This window comes from Stenotrophomonas maltophilia, assembly GCF_006970445.1.
GTDB classification, from domain to species: Bacteria; Pseudomonadota; Gammaproteobacteria; order Xanthomonadales; family Xanthomonadaceae; genus Stenotrophomonas; species Stenotrophomonas maltophilia_AU.
In genome coordinates, this window is the sequence record NZ_CP033877.1 from 1,537,245 (window position 1) to 1,556,721 (window position 19,477).

At 67.2% G+C, this 19,477-nt stretch carries 21 protein-coding genes; 10 read left to right on the forward strand and 11 right to left on the reverse strand.

The window, feature by feature from the left end; all coding sequences use genetic code 11:
* Window positions 1-3: 3 nt before the first annotated feature.
* The 7 genes from EGM71_RS06975 to EGM71_RS07005 form a co-directional block, all read right to left on the reverse strand.
* Window positions 4-1,026 (reverse strand): magnesium and cobalt transport protein CorA, encoded by a 1,023-nt coding sequence (locus EGM71_RS06975; RefSeq protein WP_188488712.1) that lies wholly within the window; start codon window positions 1,024-1,026, stop codon window positions 4-6.
* A 6-nt stretch (window positions 1,027-1,032) separates the two neighbouring features.
* Window positions 1,033-2,295, reverse strand: a complete 1,263-nt coding sequence (locus EGM71_RS06980) for a DUF4105 domain-containing protein (RefSeq protein ID WP_188488714.1) — start codon at window positions 2,293-2,295, stop codon at window positions 1,033-1,035.
* Window positions 2,292-3,173 (reverse strand): HlyC/CorC family transporter, encoded by an 882-nt coding sequence (locus EGM71_RS06985; RefSeq protein ID WP_188488716.1) that lies wholly within the window; start codon window positions 3,171-3,173, stop codon window positions 2,292-2,294. Before EGM71_RS06985 ends, EGM71_RS06980 begins: the two co-directional genes overlap by 4 nt.
* Before the next feature lie 64 nt (window positions 3,174-3,237).
* On the reverse strand, window positions 3,238-3,804 hold the full coding sequence (locus tag EGM71_RS06990; RefSeq protein ID WP_188488718.1) for a hypothetical protein: 567 nt from the start codon (window positions 3,802-3,804) through the stop codon (window positions 3,238-3,240).
* Window positions 3,805-3,881: 77 nt separating this feature from the next.
* Complete coding sequence (locus tag EGM71_RS06995; RefSeq protein ID WP_188488720.1) at window positions 3,882-4,493, reverse strand: hypothetical protein; 612 nt, start codon at window positions 4,491-4,493, stop codon at window positions 3,882-3,884.
* Between the two features lie 38 nt (window positions 4,494-4,531).
* Entirely contained in the window at window positions 4,532-5,017 is a 486-nt protein-coding gene (gene ybeY, locus EGM71_RS07000) for an rRNA maturation RNase YbeY (protein WP_188488722.1), read from the reverse strand.
* Entirely contained in the window at window positions 5,014-6,000 is a 987-nt protein-coding gene (locus EGM71_RS07005) for a PhoH family protein (RefSeq protein WP_188488724.1), read from the reverse strand. The genes ybeY and EGM71_RS07005 overlap by 4 nt, the downstream gene beginning before the upstream one ends.
* 482 nt (window positions 6,001-6,482) lie before the next feature.
* On the opposite strand from EGM71_RS07005, the gene EGM71_RS07010 reads away from it, so the two are divergent.
* The 3 genes from EGM71_RS07010 to EGM71_RS07020 are packed head-to-tail and all read left to right on the forward strand — an operon-like array spanning window position 6,483 to window position 9,492.
* A complete protein-coding gene (locus EGM71_RS07010; RefSeq protein ID WP_188488726.1) occupies window positions 6,483-7,439 on the forward strand; it encodes an HlyD family secretion protein in 957 nt (318 codons plus the stop codon).
* A 20-nt stretch (window positions 7,440-7,459) separates the two neighbouring features.
* A complete protein-coding gene (locus tag EGM71_RS07015) occupies window positions 7,460-8,383 on the forward strand; it encodes an ABC transporter ATP-binding protein (protein ID WP_188488728.1) in 924 nt (307 codons plus the stop codon).
* Entirely contained in the window at window positions 8,380-9,492 is a 1,113-nt protein-coding gene (locus EGM71_RS07020) for an ABC transporter permease (protein WP_188488730.1), read from the forward strand. Before EGM71_RS07015 ends, EGM71_RS07020 begins: the two co-directional genes overlap by 4 nt.
* Window positions 9,493-9,558: 66 nt before the next feature.
* On the opposite strand, the gene miaB is transcribed toward EGM71_RS07020, so the two are convergent.
* Together miaB and EGM71_RS07030 are read right to left on the reverse strand one after the other, a co-directional pair.
* Window positions 9,559-10,977, reverse strand: a complete 1,419-nt coding sequence (miaB, locus tag EGM71_RS07025; protein ID WP_188488732.1) for a tRNA (N6-isopentenyl adenosine(37)-C2)-methylthiotransferase MiaB — start codon at window positions 10,975-10,977, stop codon at window positions 9,559-9,561.
* A gap of 179 nt (window positions 10,978-11,156) precedes the next feature.
* A complete protein-coding gene (locus tag EGM71_RS07030) occupies window positions 11,157-11,777 on the reverse strand; it encodes a glutathione S-transferase family protein (RefSeq protein ID WP_012510589.1) in 621 nt (206 codons plus the stop codon).
* Window positions 11,778-11,857: 80 nt separating this feature from the next.
* On the opposite strand from EGM71_RS07030, the gene EGM71_RS07035 reads away from it, so the two are divergent.
* The 7 genes from EGM71_RS07035 to EGM71_RS07065 all read left to right on the forward strand — a co-directional run bounded on the left by EGM71_RS07035 (window position 11,858) and on the right by EGM71_RS07065 (window position 17,937).
* A complete protein-coding gene (locus EGM71_RS07035; RefSeq protein WP_188488734.1) occupies window positions 11,858-12,826 on the forward strand; it encodes a helix-turn-helix transcriptional regulator in 969 nt (322 codons plus the stop codon).
* A gap of 46 nt (window positions 12,827-12,872) precedes the next feature.
* The gene (locus tag EGM71_RS07040) at window positions 12,873-13,772 is read left to right on the forward strand and encodes a lytic transglycosylase domain-containing protein (protein ID WP_188488736.1); all 900 of its coding nucleotides are present in this window, start codon (window positions 12,873-12,875) and stop codon (window positions 13,770-13,772) included.
* Between the two features lie 236 nt (window positions 13,773-14,008).
* The gene (gene petA, locus EGM71_RS07045) at window positions 14,009-14,629 is read left to right on the forward strand and encodes a ubiquinol-cytochrome c reductase iron-sulfur subunit (RefSeq protein WP_004151998.1); all 621 of its coding nucleotides are present in this window, start codon (window positions 14,009-14,011) and stop codon (window positions 14,627-14,629) included.
* Window positions 14,629-15,888: a cytochrome b gene (locus EGM71_RS07050; protein WP_006429450.1), complete on the forward strand. Its 1,260-nt coding sequence runs from the start codon at window positions 14,629-14,631 to the stop codon at window positions 15,886-15,888. Before petA ends, EGM71_RS07050 begins: the two co-directional genes overlap by 1 nt.
* Window positions 15,881-16,630, forward strand: coding sequence for a cytochrome c1 (locus EGM71_RS07055; RefSeq protein ID WP_188488738.1), 750 nt, complete (start codon window positions 15,881-15,883; stop codon window positions 16,628-16,630). Before EGM71_RS07050 ends, EGM71_RS07055 begins: the two co-directional genes overlap by 8 nt.
* Window positions 16,631-16,764: 134 nt before the next feature.
* Window positions 16,765-17,400 carry a glutathione S-transferase N-terminal domain-containing protein gene (locus tag EGM71_RS07060; RefSeq protein ID WP_188488740.1) on the forward strand — a complete coding sequence of 212 codons (636 nt, stop codon included), beginning with the start codon at window positions 16,765-16,767 and terminating at the stop codon, window positions 17,398-17,400.
* Window positions 17,401-17,484: 84 nt separating this feature from the next.
* Window positions 17,485-17,937 carry a ClpXP protease specificity-enhancing factor gene (locus EGM71_RS07065; protein WP_188488742.1) on the forward strand — a complete coding sequence of 151 codons (453 nt, stop codon included), beginning with the start codon at window positions 17,485-17,487 and terminating at the stop codon, window positions 17,935-17,937.
* Window positions 17,938-18,024: 87 nt separating this feature from the next.
* Here EGM71_RS07065 and EGM71_RS07070 read toward each other — a convergent pair whose 3' ends face one another.
* Together EGM71_RS07070 and EGM71_RS07075 are read right to left on the reverse strand one after the other, a co-directional pair.
* On the reverse strand, window positions 18,025-18,375 hold the full coding sequence (locus EGM71_RS07070; RefSeq protein WP_005415950.1) for a DUF3301 domain-containing protein: 351 nt from the start codon (window positions 18,373-18,375) through the stop codon (window positions 18,025-18,027).
* A gap of 67 nt (window positions 18,376-18,442) precedes the next feature.
* Window positions 18,443-19,444 carry a DUF2272 domain-containing protein gene (locus tag EGM71_RS07075; RefSeq protein WP_188488744.1) on the reverse strand — a complete coding sequence of 334 codons (1,002 nt, stop codon included), beginning with the start codon at window positions 19,442-19,444 and terminating at the stop codon, window positions 18,443-18,445.
* Window positions 19,445-19,477: the final 33 nt, after the last annotated feature.

Genomic DNA, 19,477 nt, shown 5'->3' on the forward strand with positions numbered 1-19,477 from the left:
GCGCTACAACCACTTCGCGCGCTTGAATAGCCGGTACAGCCCCACGCACACGCCACCCACACCGACAATCATCAGCGGGTACGACCACGGTTCGCTCAGCTCCGGCATGTGGCTGAAGTTCATGCCGTACCAGCTGGTGATCAGCGTCGGTGCCGCCAGCAACGCGGCCCACGCGCCGAGGCGCTTGACCGTCTCGCCCTGCGCCAGCGTCACCAGCGACAGGTTCACGCTGAGCGCGGTGCCCAGCATTTCGCGCAGGGTATCGATCACATCACTGATGCGTACCGCGTGGTCATGCACGTCACGGATGTACAGCTTCACTTCGTCCGGAATCAGCTCGCCCTGGTAGCGGCGCAGCTGCGCCAGCACGTCCTGCAGCGGCGCCACCGCCATCCGCATCTTGTTCAGTTCGCGCTTGAGCTCGTACAGCCGCACCACGGTGCTGCGCTTGTAGTTCTCGGCGAAGATGTCCTTTTCCAGCAGGTCCAGCGTGTCGCGGAAGCGGTGCACGATCGGCAGGTAGTTGTCGACCACGAAGTCGGTCACCGCGTACAGGCAGTACGACGGGCCCATCTTCAGCAGCTGCGGCTCGCGCTCGACCCGTGCACGTACCGGTGCGTAGGACAGCGAGGCGCCGTGGCGCACCGTCACCAGGAAGCGCGGGCCGAGGAAGGCATGGGTTTCGCCATACTGGATGCGCTCGTCGACCATCTGCGCGGTGGTCACCACCACGAACATCGAATTACCGTAGGTCTCGACCTTGGGCCGCTGGTGCGCGTTGCGCGCATCCTCGATCGCCAGGTCGTGCAGGCAGAATTCCTCCTGCAGTTTCAGCAGCACATCGTCGTTGGGATCGTACAGGCCGACCCAGACGAAGCCATTGCCACTGGCAATGACATCGCTGATGGCGTCCAGGCTGATGTCGTGGCGTTTGCCCTCGTCATCGTAGTGGACGCAGTTGATGACGCAGGCGGGGTTGGCCGAAGCAGGGGCGGAAGCGGAGGCGGGCAATGACATGCCCGCCATCGTGCGTCAGTGCCGTGTTTCGGACAAGTGAGGACGGCGCCCCAGCACCCAGGCCAGTGCCACGTGCACGGGCAGCAGCAGCACGATCCACTGCACGTTGTACTGGGCCTGCAGGCTCAGCCAGTGCAACACCAGCGCGGCCACAGCCTGTACCGCCAGCAGCCACAGTACGACCCTGAACATGCGGCCCGGCACGCGCCGGCGCAGCAGTGCGATCGCGCCCGGCAGCAGCAGCACGGCCAGCGGCGAAAGCAGCAGCAGGTTGCGGTTGGCCCAGGCAGCGTAGTGGGTGCTGAAGCCCCACAGGAACACCAGCAGGCTGCCGGCGATGGCACACAGCAGCCAGAACGGCAGGGCCAAACCGGCCAGCAGGCGCGGGCGACGGCGCAGCGCAACGATGCCGCCGGCCACGACCAGCCCGAGCAGCAGCCACGGCCACCAGCGGCGCGCGAATTCCTTCGGCTCCGGGTCGATGCGGTGCGGCAGCAGTTCCTGTTCGGACTGCACCAGCGGCCGCCCATCGCTGTTGCGCGCCTGGCGCAGTGCATCGGCCAGGCGCATCGGCACGAAGGCTTCCTGCCAGCGCGACAGTGGCTGGTCGGCGAACGGACCGAGGCCGACATCGAAGCCCAGCCACATCCACGGTGCCGGCGAGGCCAGGCGTACCGACTCGCTGCGATAGGTGTTGCCACGCGAGCGCCCCGACAGCTGTGACTGCAGGCCGCCATCCAGCGCCTTGTTCACCGTGTCGCGCACCATGGTGGCGCAGTTGGCGGTGTAGTAGTCGTAGTGGTAGCGCGCGTTTTCCGGCTTGGCCCGTTCGGCCAGGTCGGCGGCCAGCGCACGCGCCTGCTCGGGGCGCAGGTCCAGCCACTGCACGCTGGCGCCACGGCCGGTCTCGTCGTAGTACGACAGGTCCTGCTGCAGCGGCAGCGCGACCAGGTAATACATCATGTCGCCGCGCACGAAGCGGCTGATGAAGTCGTCCTCGGACGGATCGAAATAGCCGAAGTTGTACGAGGTTGCTTCGCCACTGACCGGATCGATCACGACGATGGCGTCATGGCCGAAGCGTTCGAAGAACACGGTGCCCGGCTGCATGGTCACCACACCGATGCGCGGGGCCGGAGCCTCGGCGCTGGCAGTGGCAGGGACAGGCGTGGCTGCCGCCGGCTGCGCGAAGGCGGCCAGCGGCAGGGCCGTGGCCAGCACGCACAGTGCCAGCCATGCCGTCAGGCGCAGTGCCTGGAGGGGGCCACCGCGCTTCAAGCGTCGTCCTGCGCGTCCGGCGGCAGCACGGTCACGTGGAAGGCCTGTACCCGGCGCGCATCGGCGCGGGCTACGCGGAACATGAAGCGGTCCAGCGCCAGCTCATCGCCGACTTCCGGCAGATGGCCCACGGCCTCGGTGACCAGGCCACCGATGGTGTCGTAGTCCTCGTCGGAGAACGTCGCGCCGAAGCGCTCGTTGAAGTCGCCGATCGGGGTCAGCGCGTCGACCACGTACTGGCCGTCGGACTGGATGGCGATCTGCGCCGACGGATCCTCGGCCTCGTCATGCTCGTCGTCGATCTCGCCGACGATCTGTTCCAGCACGTCCTCGATGGTGCCCGGGCCGGCAACACCGCCGTACTCGTCGACCACGATGGCCATGTGGTTGCGTGACAGGCGGAACTCCTTCAGCAGCACGTTGAGCTTCTTCGCCTCCGGGATCAGCACCGCCGGGCGCAACAGCTCGCGCACGTTGGCCGGGCCGTTGTCGGCGACCACGCCGCGCAGCAGGTCCTTGGCCAGCAGGATGCCAAGGATGTCGTCCTTGTTCTCGCCGTGCACCGGGAAGCGCGAATGGCCGGATTCGACCACCTGCTTCATCAGTTCCAGGAAGGGCGCTTCGACCGGCAGCGAGACCATCTGCGAGCGCGAGATCATCACGTCGCCCACGGTCAGCTCGGCCACCGAAATGGCGCCTTCCATCATCTTCAGGGTATCGGCGGCGATCAGACCCTCTTCCTGCGCGGTGTGCAGGACAGCGACCAGCTCGTCGCGGGTATGGGGTTCGCCGGAGAAGGCGGAGGTCAGGCGTTCAAGCCAGCCGCGCTTCTTTTCACTGGGCTCCTGTGCGGAGCTACTACTGTCGTCTTCTGACATCTCTGGAAAAAGGGCACCCGGCAAGCCGGGCGTTGGCCCAAGTCTAGCAGGATGTGGCGGCCTGTCAGTGACCGTCGCTGCCCGGTCCGGTGATTGGGGGTGGGGCCAGTTCAGGCCGGGCGGGGGCTTCTTCTTCGGGCAGGTCCAGGCTGTAGGTGCAGCCGGCCAGGGTTTTGCCGGGATGAGAGGCCACGGTGGAGACGCTGAGGATGATCGACTCGATCTGGGCCTCGCCGGTCTTCGGGTCGGTCACGTCGCGGCTGACCAGCTCGCGCCCGGCCATGAACTTGCCATCCTGGTCGTAGCCGGTCTCCAGCCCCAGCTGCCTGGCCAGCGGCCGTGGATCAGCCTGGTCGAGGATCGCCATGACGCTGGACCCGGCCACGGCGACCCGTTCGGTGCGGGCGCCGAACACGCTGATCGGCTGGGCCAGCCGGTACTCGCTCATGAACTGGTTGCCCTGCGGCAGCGGCTGCAGGCCGTGGGCGACGGCTTTCAGTGGATCAGCCAGCAGGGGCGCCAACGCGGCCTGCTCAGCCACGCCCTGGCGGCATTCGATCAGCGCCGGCAGGTCCAGGGCGGCGGCCGGGGCGGACACGGCGAGCAGCAGGGGCAGGGCAATACGCAGCACGGGCACAGGATCCGCAACGGAAGGCAGGCCGGTGATCGTACCGGTCCCGCTCAGCCATCGCGAGCGCCCCAAGGCAATCAGGGCGGATACCGGCGCGTGGTCGCAGGGTACCAGCGCAGCCTGACCGGGTAGCCCAGTCGCACCTGCAGGTGGTCGCGCACAACCGCCGCCGTCGCGCGGTTGGCTGGGGTATCCCGCAGCTCCACCTCCAGCTCCCCGGTCGTGACATCCAGGCTATAGCCGAACAGGTCGGGCAGCTGGGCCAGGAGCCAGTCCCGCTGTGCGTGCAGGCGGCGCTGCATCTCGGCCTGGGTCATCGCTGCGCCGGTGATGTAGCGCACGCGTTGCGGGCCGTCCGCGCCTGGATGTGTCTCATCGGCCTCGGGTGAGCCGCCGGTCAGTCGCACCACGACGTTCCAGCCCGTTGCGTTGTTCACCCAGATGCCGGCCAGGCGTGCCGCGTGTCGCGCTTCCAGGCGTTCCCTCAATGCGTACTGCTGCGCTTCGGCGACAGTGTGGCGGGCATCAGTTTCGCTGCTGCCGAAGAAGGCCTGCACCTCGGCGACCTTGGTGGCGATGTCGGCGGCACTGTCGCTGACCGGGAATGGCGACGGTCGCTCCCGGTCGGGGTCGATGCCCGGGGCGGCCGCCACCTGCAGCAGGGCAGCGAAGAGTGCTGGCAGCAGCATGGGGTCGTCCTCCGTGATGAACCCGTTGTGCGTGGGCGTCAGCGCTCGCCGGCGTAGGGATCGGCGATGCCGAGCTCGGCCAGGATCTCGCGCTCAAGCTGTTCCATCGCGTCGGCTTCCTTGTCGTCCTCGTGGTCCCAGCCGAGCAGGTGCAGCACGCCGTGCACGGTCAGGTGCGCGTAGTGGGCGTTGAGCGCCTTGCCCTGTTCGTCGGCTTCGCGGGCCACCACCGGTGCGCAGATCACCAGGTCGCCCAGCAGCGGGAACTTGACGCCCTTGGGCAGGCCTTCGGGCACTTCGGCCGGGAAGCTGAGCACATTGGTGGCGTAGTCCTTGCCGCGGTAATGGCGGTTCAGCGACTGCCCTTCCTTGGCATCGACCACGCGGATGGCCAGGTCGGCCTCGCGGATGCGGCTTTTCAGCGCAGCGGCCACCCACTTGCGGAAACTCACCGCCGCCGGCAGGCCGGTGCGCGGCAGGGCATAACTGACGGCGACGTCCAGTCGCACGGGACCACGGGTCATGGAGTTGCTCCAGGTTGGATCTGATGCAGGTCGCGGCGGTCGTAGGCGCTGACGATGCGCGCCACCAGCGGATGACGCACCACGTCGCGGGATTCGAAGAAGGTGAAGCTGACGCCCTCGACCTCGCGCAGCACGTCGATCGCGTCGCGCAGGCCGGACTTCACATGCTTGGGCAGGTCGGTCTGGGTCAGGTCACCGGTGACCACCGCAGTGGAGCCGTAGCCCAAGCGGGTCAGGAACATCTTCATCTGCTCGATGGTGGTGTTCTGCGCCTCGTCCAGGATCACGAACGCATCGTTGAGCGTGCGGCCGCGCATGTAGGCCAGCGGCGCGATCTCGATGACGTTCTTCTCCAGCAGCTTGACCACCTTCTCCACGCCCATCATCTCGTACAGGGCGTCGTACAGCGGTCGCAGGTAGGGGTCGACCTTCTGGCTCAGGTCACCGGGCAGGAAGCCCAGCTTCTCGCCGGCTTCCACCGCCGGGCGCACCAGGATCAGGCGCTGCACCCGCGATTCGTTCAGTGCTTCGACTGCGCTGGCCACGGCCAGGAAGGTCTTGCCGGTACCGGCCGGACCGATGCCGAAGTTGATGTCATGCGTGGCGATCTGGTGCAGGTAGCGGCCCTGGTTGGCGCCACGGCCACGCACGGTACCGCGCTTGACCTTGATCGCCACCTCCTGCGCTTCGTAGGAGCGTTCGGCGATCTGCTCGACGTTGGCCTGCGCCAGGCGCAGGTGGATGGCGTGGTTGTCGAAAGTGGTTTCGCCGGCTTCGGCGTACAGCGCTTCAACCAGCTTCTGCGCCTCGATGATGGCTTCGTTGGGCCCGCTGACGCGGAACACGAAGCCACGATTGGCGATCTCCACGCCGAGCTTCAGCTCGATCTGGCGCAGGTGCCCGTCGAAGGGGCCGCACAGGTTGGCCAGTCGCTCGTTGTCTTCCGGCGACAGGGTGAAGTCTCGATGCTCGATGCTTTTCATTGCTCGGGGTGGGGCGGAAGCCTTCCACCGCAGTGTATTCAGGGAGGATAAGGGTAGCGCGCGCGTGGGGCACACGGCCAGCAGACGGTCGATACAGCGTTTTCCACACCCGATGTGGACGGGGTGCGCGGAAACCTGTGGATAGACCTTGGCAATGCTTGTGCCACAAGGCTCATGAGGTCCTGGTGAAAAAAGCGTCATGGTTGCCTGTCGCCGCAGCTGCACTGTCACGGGCGGCCTGCAGGGGGACGTTCATCGTGATGGCAGTGCAGGTTTCATTGCCGTGCGAGCAACAGCGCCACGTCCTGCCGGATTTCCACAGCGGTTGTGGAATGATGCCGAACCAACCTGTGGATAGGTGGTGCAGAGCCTTGCAGCAAAAGGCTTGCCAACGGATGGTGAAAAAACCGTCAGGGCTGATCGGAATCATTGAGGGTGCACGGGGCGCATGGCACCGTGGCGCCGTGGCAGGAGGGGATGGCATGGGCATCGGCAACGGGATGCGTGGAATCGGACTGGCGGGCATCGGCTTGCTGGCAGGGTGTGGGCAGGCACCGCCTGCAGCGCTCGGCACGCTGGAGTGGGACCGGATCACGGTGCCGGCACCGGCGGCCGAAGTGATCGCTACGGTGGAGGTGCGCGAAGGCCAGCCGGTCAAGGCCGGCGCGGTGCTGATGCAGCTCGACCCGGCCCGCGGTGACGCGCAGTTTGCTGCCGCGCAGGCCGATACGATGCGCGCGCAGGCACAACTGGAAGAGCTGAAGATCGGCCCGCGCCAGGAACAGATCGCGCAGGCCCGGGCCCAACTGGCGGCGCTTCGCGCGCAGGCCGTCGAAGCCAGCGCCTACTACCGACGGGTACAGCCGTTGGCACGCCAGCGCCTGGTGGCCGCCGCCGAGCTGGACCGTGCGCGGGCGGCCGCCGGCAACGCGGAGTCCAGCGCACGTGCGGCCGAGCAGGCCTTGCTGGAGCTGGAGCACGGCAGCCGCGCACAGGACATCGCGCAGGGCCAGGCGGCCGCCGACGCCGCACAGGCGCAGCAGGTGGTACAGGGCGTCAACCTGCAGAAGCTACAGCTGCGCGCGCCGCGCGATGGCGTGGTCGATGCCCTGCCTTACCGGCAGGGTGACCAGGCGCCGATCGGGGCGCCACTGGCGGTGATGCTGGTCGGCGAGCGCCCCTATGCACGCGTCTACCTGCCGCAGCCGCTGCGCCTGCAGGTCAAGGTCGGGCAGGCTGCGCAGATACAGCTGGAGGGGGGAAGCACCGTACTGAAGGGGCATGTACGCGCGATCCGCAGCGAGCCTTCATTCACCCCGTACTACGCACTGACCGGCGATGACGTCGCGCGCCTGAGCTACCTCGCCGAGATCGAAGTGGACACGGCCACCGACATGCAGAAGCTTCCGGCCGGGCTGCCGGTGCAGGTGCGCTTCTGAACACCGGCGACGACATCGCGGTGCATGCGCAGGGCCTGACCCGCCGCTTCTGCGAACTGCTGGCCGTCGACAACGTCGACCTGACCGTGCCGCGTGGGCAGGTGTACGGCTTCCTGGGGCCGAATGGATCCGGAAAGTCGACCACCATCCGCATGCTGTGCGGCCTGCTGGAGCCGAGCGCTGGGCAGATCGAGGTGCTGGGGTTGGCGGTTCCCGAGCAGGCCGAAGCACTGCGCCGGCGCATCGGCTACATGACCCAGCGCTTCTCGTTATATGAAGACCTGTCGGTGCGCGAGAACCTGGAATTCCTCGCCGCCATCCAGGATCTGCCACGCGCGCAGGCCCGGCAGCGGGTCGACGAACTGCTGCAGCAGTACCGGTTGCAGGACCGGCAGCCACAACTGGCCGGAACCCTCAGTGGTGGACAGAAGCAGCGCCTGGCCCTGGCTGGCGCCGTCGTGCACGCGCCCGAGCTGCTGTTCCTGGATGAGCCGACCAGCGCGGTCGATCCGGAATCGCGCCGCGATTTCTGGGAAGCCCTGTTCGAACTGGCCGACGCGGGAACCACGGTGCTGGTGTCGACCCACTACATGGACGAAGCCGAGCGCTGCCATCGGTTGGCGATCCTCGATCGCGGCGCGTTGGTGGCCGATGGCACGCCGGCTGAGCTGTGCGCACGGTTGGAAGGGCGCACGCTGCAGGTCACCGCATCGCAGCCGCGCCTGGCCAGCCGCGCACTGGCCGATCTGCCCGGCGTGCTCAGCGTGGCGCAGATCGGCACCCATCTGCGCGTGCTGTGCAATGAGGGCGCAGCGGACGTCGCAGTGCTGGCCCGTGCGCTGGCCAACGCTGACCCGCAGGCCCGCATCGAGACGGTGGCGCCGAACCTGGAAGACGTGTTCGTGGCCGCCACCCGTGGCCGCGGCAGGGAGCCGGCGGCATGAACCTGCGCCGGCTCTGGGCGATCATGCTCAAGGAACTGCGGCAGCTGCGCCGCGACCGCATCACGCTGGCGATGATCGTTGGCATTCCGGTGATGCAGCTGTTGCTGTTCGGCTATGCGATCAACCTCAACCTGCGTCATCTCGATGCGGGTGTCGCCGACCAGGCCAACAGCGCCGCTTCGCGCGCACTGGTGCAGGACATGGTGGCCACCGGCGTGATCACGCCGCGCAGCGAGGCCTACACGCCGGACCAGCTGATGCAGGCGCTGCGCCGTGGCGAGATCAGCGTCGGCATCGTGGTGCCGGCCGACTTCGAGCGTCGCCGCTTCGACGGTCGCGAAGCGGTGCAGGTGCTGGTCGATGGCAGCGACACCGTGGTGCAGAGCGCGGCGATCCAGCTGGCACAGGTGCCGTTGGACACGCGCCCGACCAGTAACACGCGGCCACTGCGCGACGGCAGCATCGCCAGTGGTCCGGTCAGCGTGACCAGCTTCTACAACCCGCAGCGGCGCTCGGCGGTGAACATCGTGCCGGGCCTGATCGGGGTGATCCTGACCATGACCCTGGTGATGTTCACAGCGGTGGCGGTGGTGCGCGAACGCGAGCGCGGCAACATGGAACTGCTGATCGCCACGCCGGTGTCGCGCAGCGAACTGATGGTCGGCAAGGTGCTGCCCTATGCAGCCATCGGCCTGTTGCAGACCACGCTGGTGCTGGTGCTGGGCACCTGGCTGTTCCAGGTGCCCATTCGCGGCAGCCTGCTGGACATCTACCTGGCCGCGGTACTGCTGGTGCTGGCCAACCTGGCGCTGGGTCTGTTGATCTCCACGCGCGCGCGCTCGCAGTTCCAGGCGATGCAGATGACGTTGTTCCTGTTCCTGCCGTCGATCCTGTTGTCGGGCTTCATGTTCCCGTTCGCCGGCATGCCGCGGCCGGTGCAGTGGCTGGCCGAAGTGCTGCCACTGACCCATTTCCTGCGCCTGGTGCGCGGCATCATGCTGCGCGGGGCCTCGCTGTGGGAGCTATGGCACGACGCGCTGGCGCTGCTGGCCTTCATCGTGGTGATGATGACCCTGGCGATCCTGCGCTTCCGCAAGCGGCTGGATTGAGGCATGCCGACCAACGGGCGGCATCCACCCCGGTAGGGGCCGACCGTTGGTCGGCACACCCAAACCTTATTCCGCCACCACCCGTGCGCGCAGCGAATTGGTCAGCGCTTCGGTGATCACCACGTCCACGAACTGGCCGATCAACCGCGCCGGCGCGGGGAAGTTCACCGACCGCATGTTCTCGGTCTTGCCGGTCAGCTCGTTCGGGTTCTTGCGCGAGGGCCCTTCCACCAGCACGGTCTGCACGGTGCCGACCATCTTTTCGGAGATGCCGGCGGCATGCGCATTGATGCGCTCCTGCAGGCGCGACAGGCGCGCGTGCTTCTCGGCATCGCTGATCGTGTCCTCCAGGTCCGCAGCTGGCGTACCCGGGCGTCGCGAATAGATGAAGGAGAAGCTGTGGTCGAAGCCGATGTCCTCGATCAGCTTCATGGTCTTCTCGAAATCGGCATCGGTCTCGCCGGGGAAGCCGACGATGAAGTCCGAGCTGATCGAGATGTCCGGGCGCACCGCACGCAGCTTGCGGATCTTCGACTTGAATTCCAGCGCGGTGTAGCCGCGCTTCATCGCCGACAGCACGCGGTCGCTGCCTGCCTGTACCGGCAGGTGCAGGAAGTTGGCCAGCTGCGGCACGTCGCGGAACGCATCGATCAGCGAATCGCTGAACTCCAGCGGGTGCGAGGTGGTGAAGCGGATGCGGCCGACGCCATCGATCTCGGCGATGGTGCGGATCAGCAGGCCGAGGTCGGCAAATTCGCCCTCACCATACGGCCCGCGATAGGCGTTGACGTTCTGGCCGAGCAGGTTGATCTCGCGCACGCCCTGCGCGGCCAGCTGCGCCACTTCCACCACCACGTCCTCGAACGGACGGCTGACTTCGGTGCCACGGGTGTAGGGCACCACGCAGAACGAGCAGTACTTGGAGCAGCCTTCCATGATCGACACGAACGCCGAGGCGCCTTCGGCGCGCGGCTCGGGCAGGCGGTCGAACTTCTCGATCTCGGGGAAGCTGATGTCCACCTGCGGGCGCTTCTGCTCGCGGCGTGCGCGGATCAGTTCCGGCAGGCGATGCAGGGTCTGCGGGCCGAACACCAGGTCCACGAACGGGGCGCGCTTGATGATCGCTTCGCCTTCCTGCGAGGCAACGCAGCCGCCCACGCCGATGATGACCTCGCGGCCCTTGTTCTTCAGGCCCTTCCACACGCCCAGCTGGCTGAACACCTTCTCCTGCGCCTTCTCGCGGATGGAGCAGGTATTGACCAGGATGACGTCGGCGTCGTCCGGGCTGTCGGTCAGTTCCAGGCCATCGCTGGCGGCAAGCACGTCGGCCATCTTGGCCGAGTCGTACTCGTTCATCTGGCAACCGTGGGTCTTGATGTACAGCTTGCCTTTCACCTGGTCGGGCTTGCGCGGACCGGCGGGCAGGGCAACGAGCGGGGTACCGCCCGGCGTGGCGGGCGGAAAGACGTCTGGCGTCCCGGTCATGGCGCTTAATCCATTCGGGTGGCGGGAAAGCGGGCAATTCTACCCGCATCCCGCGCCAGCCGCCGCGATCATGCAGCGCCGGGCCTTCAGTAGAGCCAGGCCAGGCCTGGCTGCCTTCCCTCCCGCAGGCGCCGCGAACGGGCTCATCCACGCATGGCGTGGATCTACTGCAACCGCGCTTACGCCGCCGCCAGCTCCGCATCGATCTGCCGCGAACGGTCGAAGGCGGTCATCGCGCTCATCCGTGCAATGTAGTCAGCCGTGGCCGGCGCAGGCTGCACCAGGCCGAAGGCCGTGGTCCAGGCCAGCGCATTGCCCCACAGCACGTCGGCGGCGCTCATCGTCTCGCCGAGCAGGTAGGGGCCCTGTGCCAGCTGGGCCTCGATCACCTGCAGCACGGTCTCGGCGTCGTTGTACGGCGACATCAAGCGCGGCGGCGGCTCGCGATGCATCGCCTTGTCGATCATCGCCGGCTCGAAACAGGCGCCATAGAAGGCCATCCAGCGCAGGTAGGGCCCGCGCAGGGCGTCGCCGATCGGCGGCGCCAGCCCGGCTTCCGGATACAGGTCGGCCAGGTACAGATAAATGGCTACCTGCTCGGTCACCAGCGCGCCGTTGTGGACGATGGCCGGCACCTTGCCCATCGGGTTGATGGCCAGGTAGGCCGGGGCCAGGTTGGCGCCGGCCTTCAGGTCCAGCACCTGCATGCGGTAGTCCGCACCCAGCGCTTCGAGCAGGGCCACGGCGCCGCTCGAGCGCGAACGGGCGGCGTGGTACAGGGTGATCTGGCGTGAGGTCATGGCATTGCTCCTTGCGGTGGGTGGTGAACTGGAGGCCATCCTGAGGCACTATTGCGGACGACTTCTGTCCTCGATCCTTCATGCGCCATACCGCCCATCGACTGCTGCGCCTGATCGCCCTGCTGCAGGCCCGACGCCAGTGGTCGGGGGCTGAGCTTGCCGAGCGCATGGGCGTGGACCGGCGCAGCATCCGCCGTGACATCGAGCGCCTGCGCGAACTGGGCTATCCGGTCCAGGCCTCGTCGGGGGTCGGTGGCGGCTACCAGCTCGGGGCAGGGGCACCGGTACTGCCGATGCTGCTGGACGAGGAGGAGGCGACCACCCTGGCGATCGCCCTGCGTGCCGCGTCCGCGACCGTCGCCGGCATCGACGACACCGCCCGTGGCCTGTTGTCCAAGCTCGACCCGCTTGTGCCGACCCGTCGCCGCCAACAGGCCGGCGAGGTGCATGCCGCCACCGCCACCCTGTCCGACCTTCCGTCCACCGACGCACGCCTGCTCGGGCGGCTGGCCCAGCACTGCCGGCAGGCGTCACGGCTGGCCTTCGAATACCGCAGCGCGCAGGAGGCGGTGACCCAGCGCGAGGTCGAGGCGCAGCACCTGGTCAACTACGGGCGGCGCTGGTACCTGCTGGCCTGGGACCTGGGCCGGCAGGACTGGCGCACCCTGCGCGTGGACCGGATGGGCGCGGTGCGCGAATGCTCCGAGCCGGGCATGCATCGCCGCACGCCCGCACCACCGGATGTGATGGTGCGGCAGGCGGTCAGCCAGGCCCCGTTCGCGCTGCAGGCCATCGTCCGCCTGGCCGGCAGCCGCGCCGAGCTGGAAGGCCGCATCCCGCCCTGGTGTGGCGTACTGGAGGCTGATGGCGCCGACCATTGCCTGCTGCGCATGGGCGCCGAGAGCCGCGGCATGATGCTGGCGCAGATCCTCAGCCTGGACCGGGTGCCGGTGGCGTTGTGGACCACGCCGCCGGGCCTGCGCGATGAACTGGCACAGCGCCTGGCCGGATTGGGGCAGGTGCTGGCTGTGCCGCCGGTCACAGCCTGAGCCGCGTCGCTTGGCAAGCCCCGGCGAAGCTGGGACACTCGCCGGCATGAAGGGGATACTGGGGACAACGGCGATCATCATCGCTGCGCTGACCGCTGCGCCGGCCAGTGCGGGCACCCTGTTCAAGTGCCAGGGCGCCGACGGGGTCACCAGCTATGTCAGCAAGCGCGTGGCCGGGGCCCGTTGCAGCCCCATCAGCTACAGCCGCGACATCCGCCCGGCACCGCGCCCGGTCGTGGCCGCGCCGAAGCCGGCGCCGACCACCGTGGCCAGCATCGAGCGCAACCCGGTGGCGGTGGCAGCCAGCGCTGCGGCACCGGCGCCAGCCGCCGTACCCGCGCCCCCGGTCGCCTCGCGCAGCGGGCGGATGGTCAGCGGCCAGGTCTATTCCTTCATGAAGGATGGCGTGCGCCACTACACCAGTGCGCGACCGACCCAGGTGGCCAACCTCGGCCCGGTGCGCACCATCCGCTACAGTTTCATGGAGCGCTGCTACGCCTGCGGCGTCAATCCGCGCGTGGACTTCGGTTCGGTGCGCTTGAACACCACCGCGTTCCAGACCGAGATCACCTCGGCCGCACGCGAGTTCGGTGTCGACGAAGCCGTGGTGCGCGCCATCATCCATGCCGAGTCGGCCTACAACCCGACCGCGCTCAGCCGCGCCGGCGCGCAGGGCCTGATGCAGCTGATGCCGCCAACCGCAGCCCGCTTCGGGGTCAGCGATTCCTACGACGCCGGGCAGAACATCCGTGGTGGCGTGCAGTATCTTGCGTGGTTGCTGAAACGTTTCAATGGCGACCTGACCCTGGCCGCGGCCGGCTACAACGCCGGCGAAGGCGCGGTCGACCGCCACGGTGGCGTGCCGCCCTACAGCGAGACCCAGTACTACGTACGCCGGGTCGGGCAGCTGGCCGAGCGTTACCGCACCGCCCTGAGTCACCAGTAGGTGCCGCCGACCGTTGGTCGGCACTCCCCTTTGAACAGGTGGGTGCCGACTGTCAGTCGGCACTCCTTTGAAAGGTAGAGCCGGCCGCTGGCCGACAACCCCGCAATCAATGTTGTTGCAGTGCGTTGTGTGGCGCGCGACGGTTCCGCTACACTCGCCCATGATTCAAAGCGGCTCTGGCCCCCACCGGATCCGCTGGCAGCCTTAAAGCTACCTAATCAATATCGGAGTGCCGGATGGCCAACGATGGGGTACACGATCCAGTCAACACCGGACGTCGGCGTTTTCTTTCTGCCACCACTGCTGTGGTGGGCGCCGTCGGCGTCGGATTCACCGCCGTTCCTTTCATCAAATCCTGGAACCCCAGTGCCCGCGCCAAGCTTGCCGGCGCACCGGTGGTGGCCGACATCAGCGCCCTGCAGGAAGGCCAACGCCTGATCGTGGAATGGCGTGGCCAGCCGATCTGGATCGTCAAACGGTCCAAGGCAATCCTGGATGCGCTGCACGGGCTGGATGGCCGCCTCAAGGACCCCGAGTCCGGCGAGAAGGACCAGCAGCCGGACTACGTGCTGAAGCAGAACCCCGAGCTGCGCTCGATCAAGCCGGACATCTCCGTGCTGGTCGGCCTGTGCACGCACCTGGGCTGCTCGCCGGAAATGGTCGCCGAGATCCGGCCCGAGCCCTACGACCCGCAGTGGAAGGGTGGCTACTTCTGCCCCTGCCACAAGTCGCGCTTCGACATGTCCGGCCGCGTCTTCAAGGACGTGCCGGCGCCGATCAACCTGAAGGTGCCCGCGCACCACTACCAGGACGACAACACCATCATCATCGGTGTCGATCCGCAGGGGGCTGCCTGATGGCCAATATCCTCAGCCGTACCGCCAGCGGCGTCGCCGACTGGGTCAATGCCCGCGCGCCGGGCCTGATGCCGGTCTATCGCAAGCACGTCAGCGAGTACTACGCGCCGAAGAACTTCAACATCTGGTACTACTTCGGCTCGCTGGCACTGCTGGTGCTGGTCAACCAGATCGTCACCGGCATCTTCCTGACGATGCACTACAAGACCAACGCCGCCGAGGCGTTCGGCTCCATCGAATACATCATGCGTGATGTGGAGTGGGGCTGGCTGATCCGCTACATGCACTCCACCGGTGCCTCGCTGTTCTTCATCGTGGTCTACCTGCACATGTTCCGCGGCCTGCTGTACGGCAGTTACCAGAAGCCGCGCGAGCTGGTGTGGATCCTGGGCATGCTGATCTACCTGGTGCTGATGGCCGAAGCCTTCATGGGCTACGTGCTGCCGTGGGGCCAGATGTCGTTCTGGGGCGCCAAGGTGATCATCTCGCTGTTCGGCGCGATACCGGTGATCGGCAACGGCCTGACCGAATGGATCATGGGCGACTACCTGCCCAGCGACGCCACGCTCAACCGCTTCTTCGCGCTGCACGTCATCGCCCTGCCGTTGGTGCTGCTGTTGCTGGTGGTGCTGCACCTGGGCGCGCTGCATGAAGTGGGGTCGAACAACCCGGATGGCGTGGAGATCAAGAAGGGGCCGAAGGGCAACCGCTGGTCGCCGAACGCTCCGGCCGACGGCATACCATTCCACCCGTACTACACGCTCAAGGACGGCGTCGGCGCCGGCTTCCTGCTGATCATCGCCGCCTTCATCATCTTCTTCGCACCGGGCTTCGGCGGCCTGTTCCTGGAGCACGACAACTTCACCGAGGCCAACCGCCTGGTGACTCCGGAGCACATCAAGCCGGTCTGGTACTACACGCCCTACTACGCGATGTTGCGTGTGGTACCGAACAAGCTGGGCGGCGTGCTCGTGATGTTCTCGGCCATCGCCATCCTGTTCCTGGTGCCGTGGCTGGACAAGGCCAGGGTGAAGTCGGTGCGCTACCGCGGCTGGATCTCGAAGGTGATGCTGGGCGTGCTGGCGGTGTGCTTCGTGTGGCTGGGCGTGATTGGTTCCGGCCCGGGCACCGACGTGCATGAGACCTATATCGGGCGGGTGCTGACCTTCCTGTACTTCGCGTTCTTCATCACCATGCCGCTATGGACAAGGTTGGACAAGACCAAGCCGGTACCGGAGAGGGTGACCACGCATGACTGAGCGCTGGATGGTCCGGCTGGCCCTGACGGCCACCCTGATGCTGGGCAGTTTCCTGGCCTCCGCCGCCGAGGGCGGCACCAAGCTGCTGCAGGCCGGCAACGACCTCGGTGACCGCGCATCGCTGCAGCGCGGCGCGCAGCTGTACATGAACTACTGCTCCGGCTGCCACGCGCTGAAGTACCTGCGCTATTCGCGGATGGCGCAGGACCTGGGCCTGACCGAAGAAGAGGTGATGAACAACCTCAACTTCACCGGCTCGGCGATCGGTGACCCGATCCCGGTGGCGATGCCCAAGGAGAACGCCGAGAAGTGGTTCGGCAAGATGCCGCCGGACCTCAGCCTGATCGCGCGGGTACGCGGCAGCGACTGGGTCTACACCTATCTGAAGTCGTTCTACCTCGACAGCAGCCGGCCACTGGGCTGGAACAACGCCTTGTTTGCCAATGCTTCCATGCCCAACCCGTTGTGGGAGATGCAGGGCCTGCAGCATGCCGTGCATGGCAAGCCCGAAGCGCCGGGCATGGACCCGCCGGTGACCGGCCTGCGCCTGGAAACGCCAGGCAACGTCGATGCAGGACAGTACGACCAGGCGGTGCGGGACATCACCAACTTCCTCGAGTACGCCGGCGAACCGGCCGCACTCAAGCGCCAGCAGCTGGGCGTGTGGGTGATCCTGTTCCTGGCCCTGCTGACCTTCCTGCTGTACCTGTTGAAGAAGGAATACTGGAAGGACGTTCACTGATTCTGCCGCCGGCCATCGCACGGGCCTATTGGCTTTTGTGATGGTCGGTTGCACACTCGGGGAGGAGTCGATCGCTGGCACGGTGCCGGCGGCGCCGATGCGGCAGGCGGTCTCCTGTCGTGGGAGAGCCTTTGATGGCGGCGAGCGTACGCATGCGCAATACACTGACGCTGTTTTCCTCGAACGACGACGTACTGTGCCACCGTGTACGCCTGGTCCTGGCGGCCAAGGGCGTCACCTTCGACTTCGTTCCGGTCGATCCGCAGAACCCGCCTGAAGACCTGATCGATCTCAATCCGTACCACTCGGTACCGACCCTGGTCGAGCGCGAGCTGGTGCTGTACGCCGCTTCGGTGGTCAGCGAATACCTGGATGAGCGCTATCCGCACCCGCCGCTGATGCCGGTCGATCCGCTGTCGCGTGCACGCATCCGCCTGGCGATGCTGCGCATCGAGCACGACTGGGTGCCGCAGGTGCAGGCCATCCAGCTGGGCAACAAGACCCAGGCCGAGGCGGGGCGCAAGCGGCTGAAGGAACTGCTGACCGCCTCGCTGCCGCTGTTCAAGGCCAGCAAGTTCTTCCTCAACCCGGAAATGAGCCTGGCCGACTGCGCGATGGCGCCGATCATCTGGCGCCTGCAGTCGCTGGATGTGGCGCTGCCGAAGGACGGCAAGGCGATCGAGGACTACGGCAACCGCATCTTCCGCCACCCGGGTTTTGTCCGCAGCCTGACCGACCAGGAAAGGAAACTGCGCGACCTGCCGGTCTGATCCGGCCCCGGCTTACCCGTCTGCACGCCTACCCGCGTGCAGGCGATCCGCCCCGGCAGGGCGCCGGGCGCGTACACTTCACGCATGACCGAAGACTTCTTCCACATGACCAGCCACCGCCCGTACCTGCTGCGGGCGCTGGTGGAATGGATCAACGACAACCAGCTGACCCCGCACATCCTGGTCGACGCCGGCGTCCCCGGCGTGCAGGTCCCGCCTTCGGCGGTCAAGGATGGCCGGGTCGTGCTCAACATCGCCGAACGTGCCGTCGTGCGGCTGATGATCGACAACGAGATGGTGAGCTTCTCGGCCCGCTTCTCCGGAACCAGCTACCCGGTGCAGGTACCGATCAGTGCCGTTCTGGCTGTCTACGCCCGCGAGACCGGGCAGGGCATGGCGCTGCCGGATGACATCCCGGGCAGCGAAACCGCACCGACCAGCGACGAACTGCTGCACGAGGACGGCACGCCGCCGGAAGATACGCCGCCGGCCAGTCCGCCGCCCAAGGGCCGCCCGAACCTGCGCGTGGTCAAGTAATGTTTCCGACGCCGCCCCGATGGGCGGCGTTTTCCTTTGCAGGATCTACCGGTGGGTGCCGACCGTTGGTCGGCACACCTTCAGCCCTTACACATCCTCGGCATCCTCCACGTCCGGCCGGATCTGGCTGATCCGCGCCGCACCAGGGCCGGTGAACGAGATCAGCTGGTCGCCACGCAGCACCATGCGACCGACATGGCGATCGATGCCATCGTAGGAATACTCGAACTTGAAGGTGCGCTCGAAACCGAGCCGGCCATCCTCGCCGCGCGACAGGCGCAGGCCGGTGGCGTGCACCGCCTGGTCGAGCCACTGCACATCGGCGGCGCGGCAGGCGTTGCGGCCCAGCTCAACGGCGCGCTCGGCGGCCGAGCGTGCGGCGTTCCAGAAGAAATAGATGATTCCGCCGGCAATCAGCAACAGCAGCAGGGTAGGCATGGCGTCAGCCGTCAGAGGTCGATCCCGCAAAGATGGCGGCGAACGCGCGCTGGATCAAGCGTCCGTATCACCGCCTCGGCAGCGGTTCGTCCGTCATCGGTGATGCGGGCGCGGTAGACGGCGCGGTCGCCGGCACCGTCTGCATCGGCGCGGCGGAGGGCGAAGGCATCACCAATGGCGCGGTCGCGGTCAGTTGCAGCAGGGCCGCCCAGTCCTGGCGGTTGAAGCTGCATTCGTCCTCGCGGCCCGGCGTGCAGCTGGGGTCGATGCCGGTGCTGTTGCGTTCGCGCGCCGGCGGCAGCTTGATCAATCCGGTGCGGTCCAGCGGCAGCAGTCGCATCGCCACCGTGTTCATCACATTGCCGCCCACCAGGTACAGGGTCTGGTCGCCGCCGAGGTTGGCGGCCACCACCACTTCGCAATGCGATTTCCAGTGGCCCACCGAACCATTGCCAAGCGCCTGCACCAGTCCGCTGTAGCTGAGCGTGCTGCTGCGGTCGCGCAGGAAGCACAGCAGATCGCCTGGCGCGGGTTTGGCCGTGGCCGGGTCGACCAGCCGGTACGGCACGCCCGAGGGGCCGCCCTGGTACGCGGCACGGATGTAGTCGATGTGGCGCGGCGACGTGTTGAAGCCGGGAACGCCGGACTGCACCATCACCCAGGAAATGAACGCGGCCGACCACGGGTTGTCGATCAGGAAGGCGCGGCAGTCGCTGTCGGTGTAGCGCGTGCCCAGCGGTGCCAGGCAGCTGCTGGCGCCGGCGATGCTGCCCATCGCGTTGAGCGTGCCGCTGTTGCGCCAGTAGCCGGCCACGCGCTGCCAGGCGATCAGCCCGTTGTCGGCGAGGTGATCGCTTTCGGCTTCGGTGACGCTGAGGCTGGCGGCGCGGCCATCGCGATCGATGAAGGGGCGGAACCACAACCGGTGCTCGTTGCAGGCGGTATTGCGGATGGCTACCGCCAAGGGACTCAGGCCGAAGCGGGGTGGTACATCGCAGGCTTCAGCGGCTGCGGCGGACAGCGGGGCTGCCGCGAGCAGCAGGCAGGCAGGCAAGAGCATCCGGCGCATGCGCGGCTCCTGTGGGGGATGCCGGCAGCGTCG

Coding starts and splice junctions, on each gene's coding strand:
- EGM71_RS06975 (WP_188488712.1), bottom strand. CDS start 1,026: ATGGCGGGCATGTCATTGCCCGCCTCCGCTTCCGCCCCTGCTTCGGCC.
- EGM71_RS06985 (WP_188488716.1), bottom strand. CDS start 3,173: ATGTCAGAAGACGACAGTAGTAGCTCCGCACAGGAGCCCAGTGAAAAG.
- EGM71_RS06995 (WP_188488720.1), bottom strand. CDS start 4,493: ATGCTGCTGCCAGCACTCTTCGCTGCCCTGCTGCAGGTGGCGGCCGCC.
- ybeY (WP_188488722.1), bottom strand. CDS start 5,017: ATGACCCGTGGTCCCGTGCGACTGGACGTCGCCGTCAGTTATGCCCTG.
- EGM71_RS07005 (WP_188488724.1), bottom strand. CDS start 6,000: ATGAAAAGCATCGAGCATCGAGACTTCACCCTGTCGCCGGAAGACAAC.
- EGM71_RS07010 (WP_188488726.1), top strand. CDS start 6,483: ATGGGCATCGGCAACGGGATGCGTGGAATCGGACTGGCGGGCATCGGC.
- EGM71_RS07020 (WP_188488730.1), top strand. CDS start 8,380: ATGAACCTGCGCCGGCTCTGGGCGATCATGCTCAAGGAACTGCGGCAG.
- miaB (WP_188488732.1), bottom strand. CDS start 10,977: ATGACCGGGACGCCAGACGTCTTTCCGCCCGCCACGCCGGGCGGTACC.
- EGM71_RS07030 (WP_012510589.1), bottom strand. CDS start 11,777: ATGACCTCACGCCAGATCACCCTGTACCACGCCGCCCGTTCGCGCTCG.
- EGM71_RS07035 (WP_188488734.1), top strand. CDS start 11,858: ATGCGCCATACCGCCCATCGACTGCTGCGCCTGATCGCCCTGCTGCAG.
- EGM71_RS07040 (WP_188488736.1), top strand. CDS start 12,873: ATGAAGGGGATACTGGGGACAACGGCGATCATCATCGCTGCGCTGACC.
- petA (WP_004151998.1), top strand. CDS start 14,009: ATGGCCAACGATGGGGTACACGATCCAGTCAACACCGGACGTCGGCGT.
- EGM71_RS07050 (WP_006429450.1), top strand. CDS start 14,629: ATGGCCAATATCCTCAGCCGTACCGCCAGCGGCGTCGCCGACTGGGTC.
- EGM71_RS07055 (WP_188488738.1), top strand. CDS start 15,881: ATGACTGAGCGCTGGATGGTCCGGCTGGCCCTGACGGCCACCCTGATG.
- EGM71_RS07060 (WP_188488740.1), top strand. CDS start 16,765: ATGGCGGCGAGCGTACGCATGCGCAATACACTGACGCTGTTTTCCTCG.
- EGM71_RS07065 (WP_188488742.1), top strand. CDS start 17,485: ATGACCGAAGACTTCTTCCACATGACCAGCCACCGCCCGTACCTGCTG.
- EGM71_RS07070 (WP_005415950.1), bottom strand. CDS start 18,375: ATGCCTACCCTGCTGCTGTTGCTGATTGCCGGCGGAATCATCTATTTC.
- EGM71_RS07075 (WP_188488744.1), bottom strand. CDS start 19,444: ATGCGCCGGATGCTCTTGCCTGCCTGCCTGCTGCTCGCGGCAGCCCCG.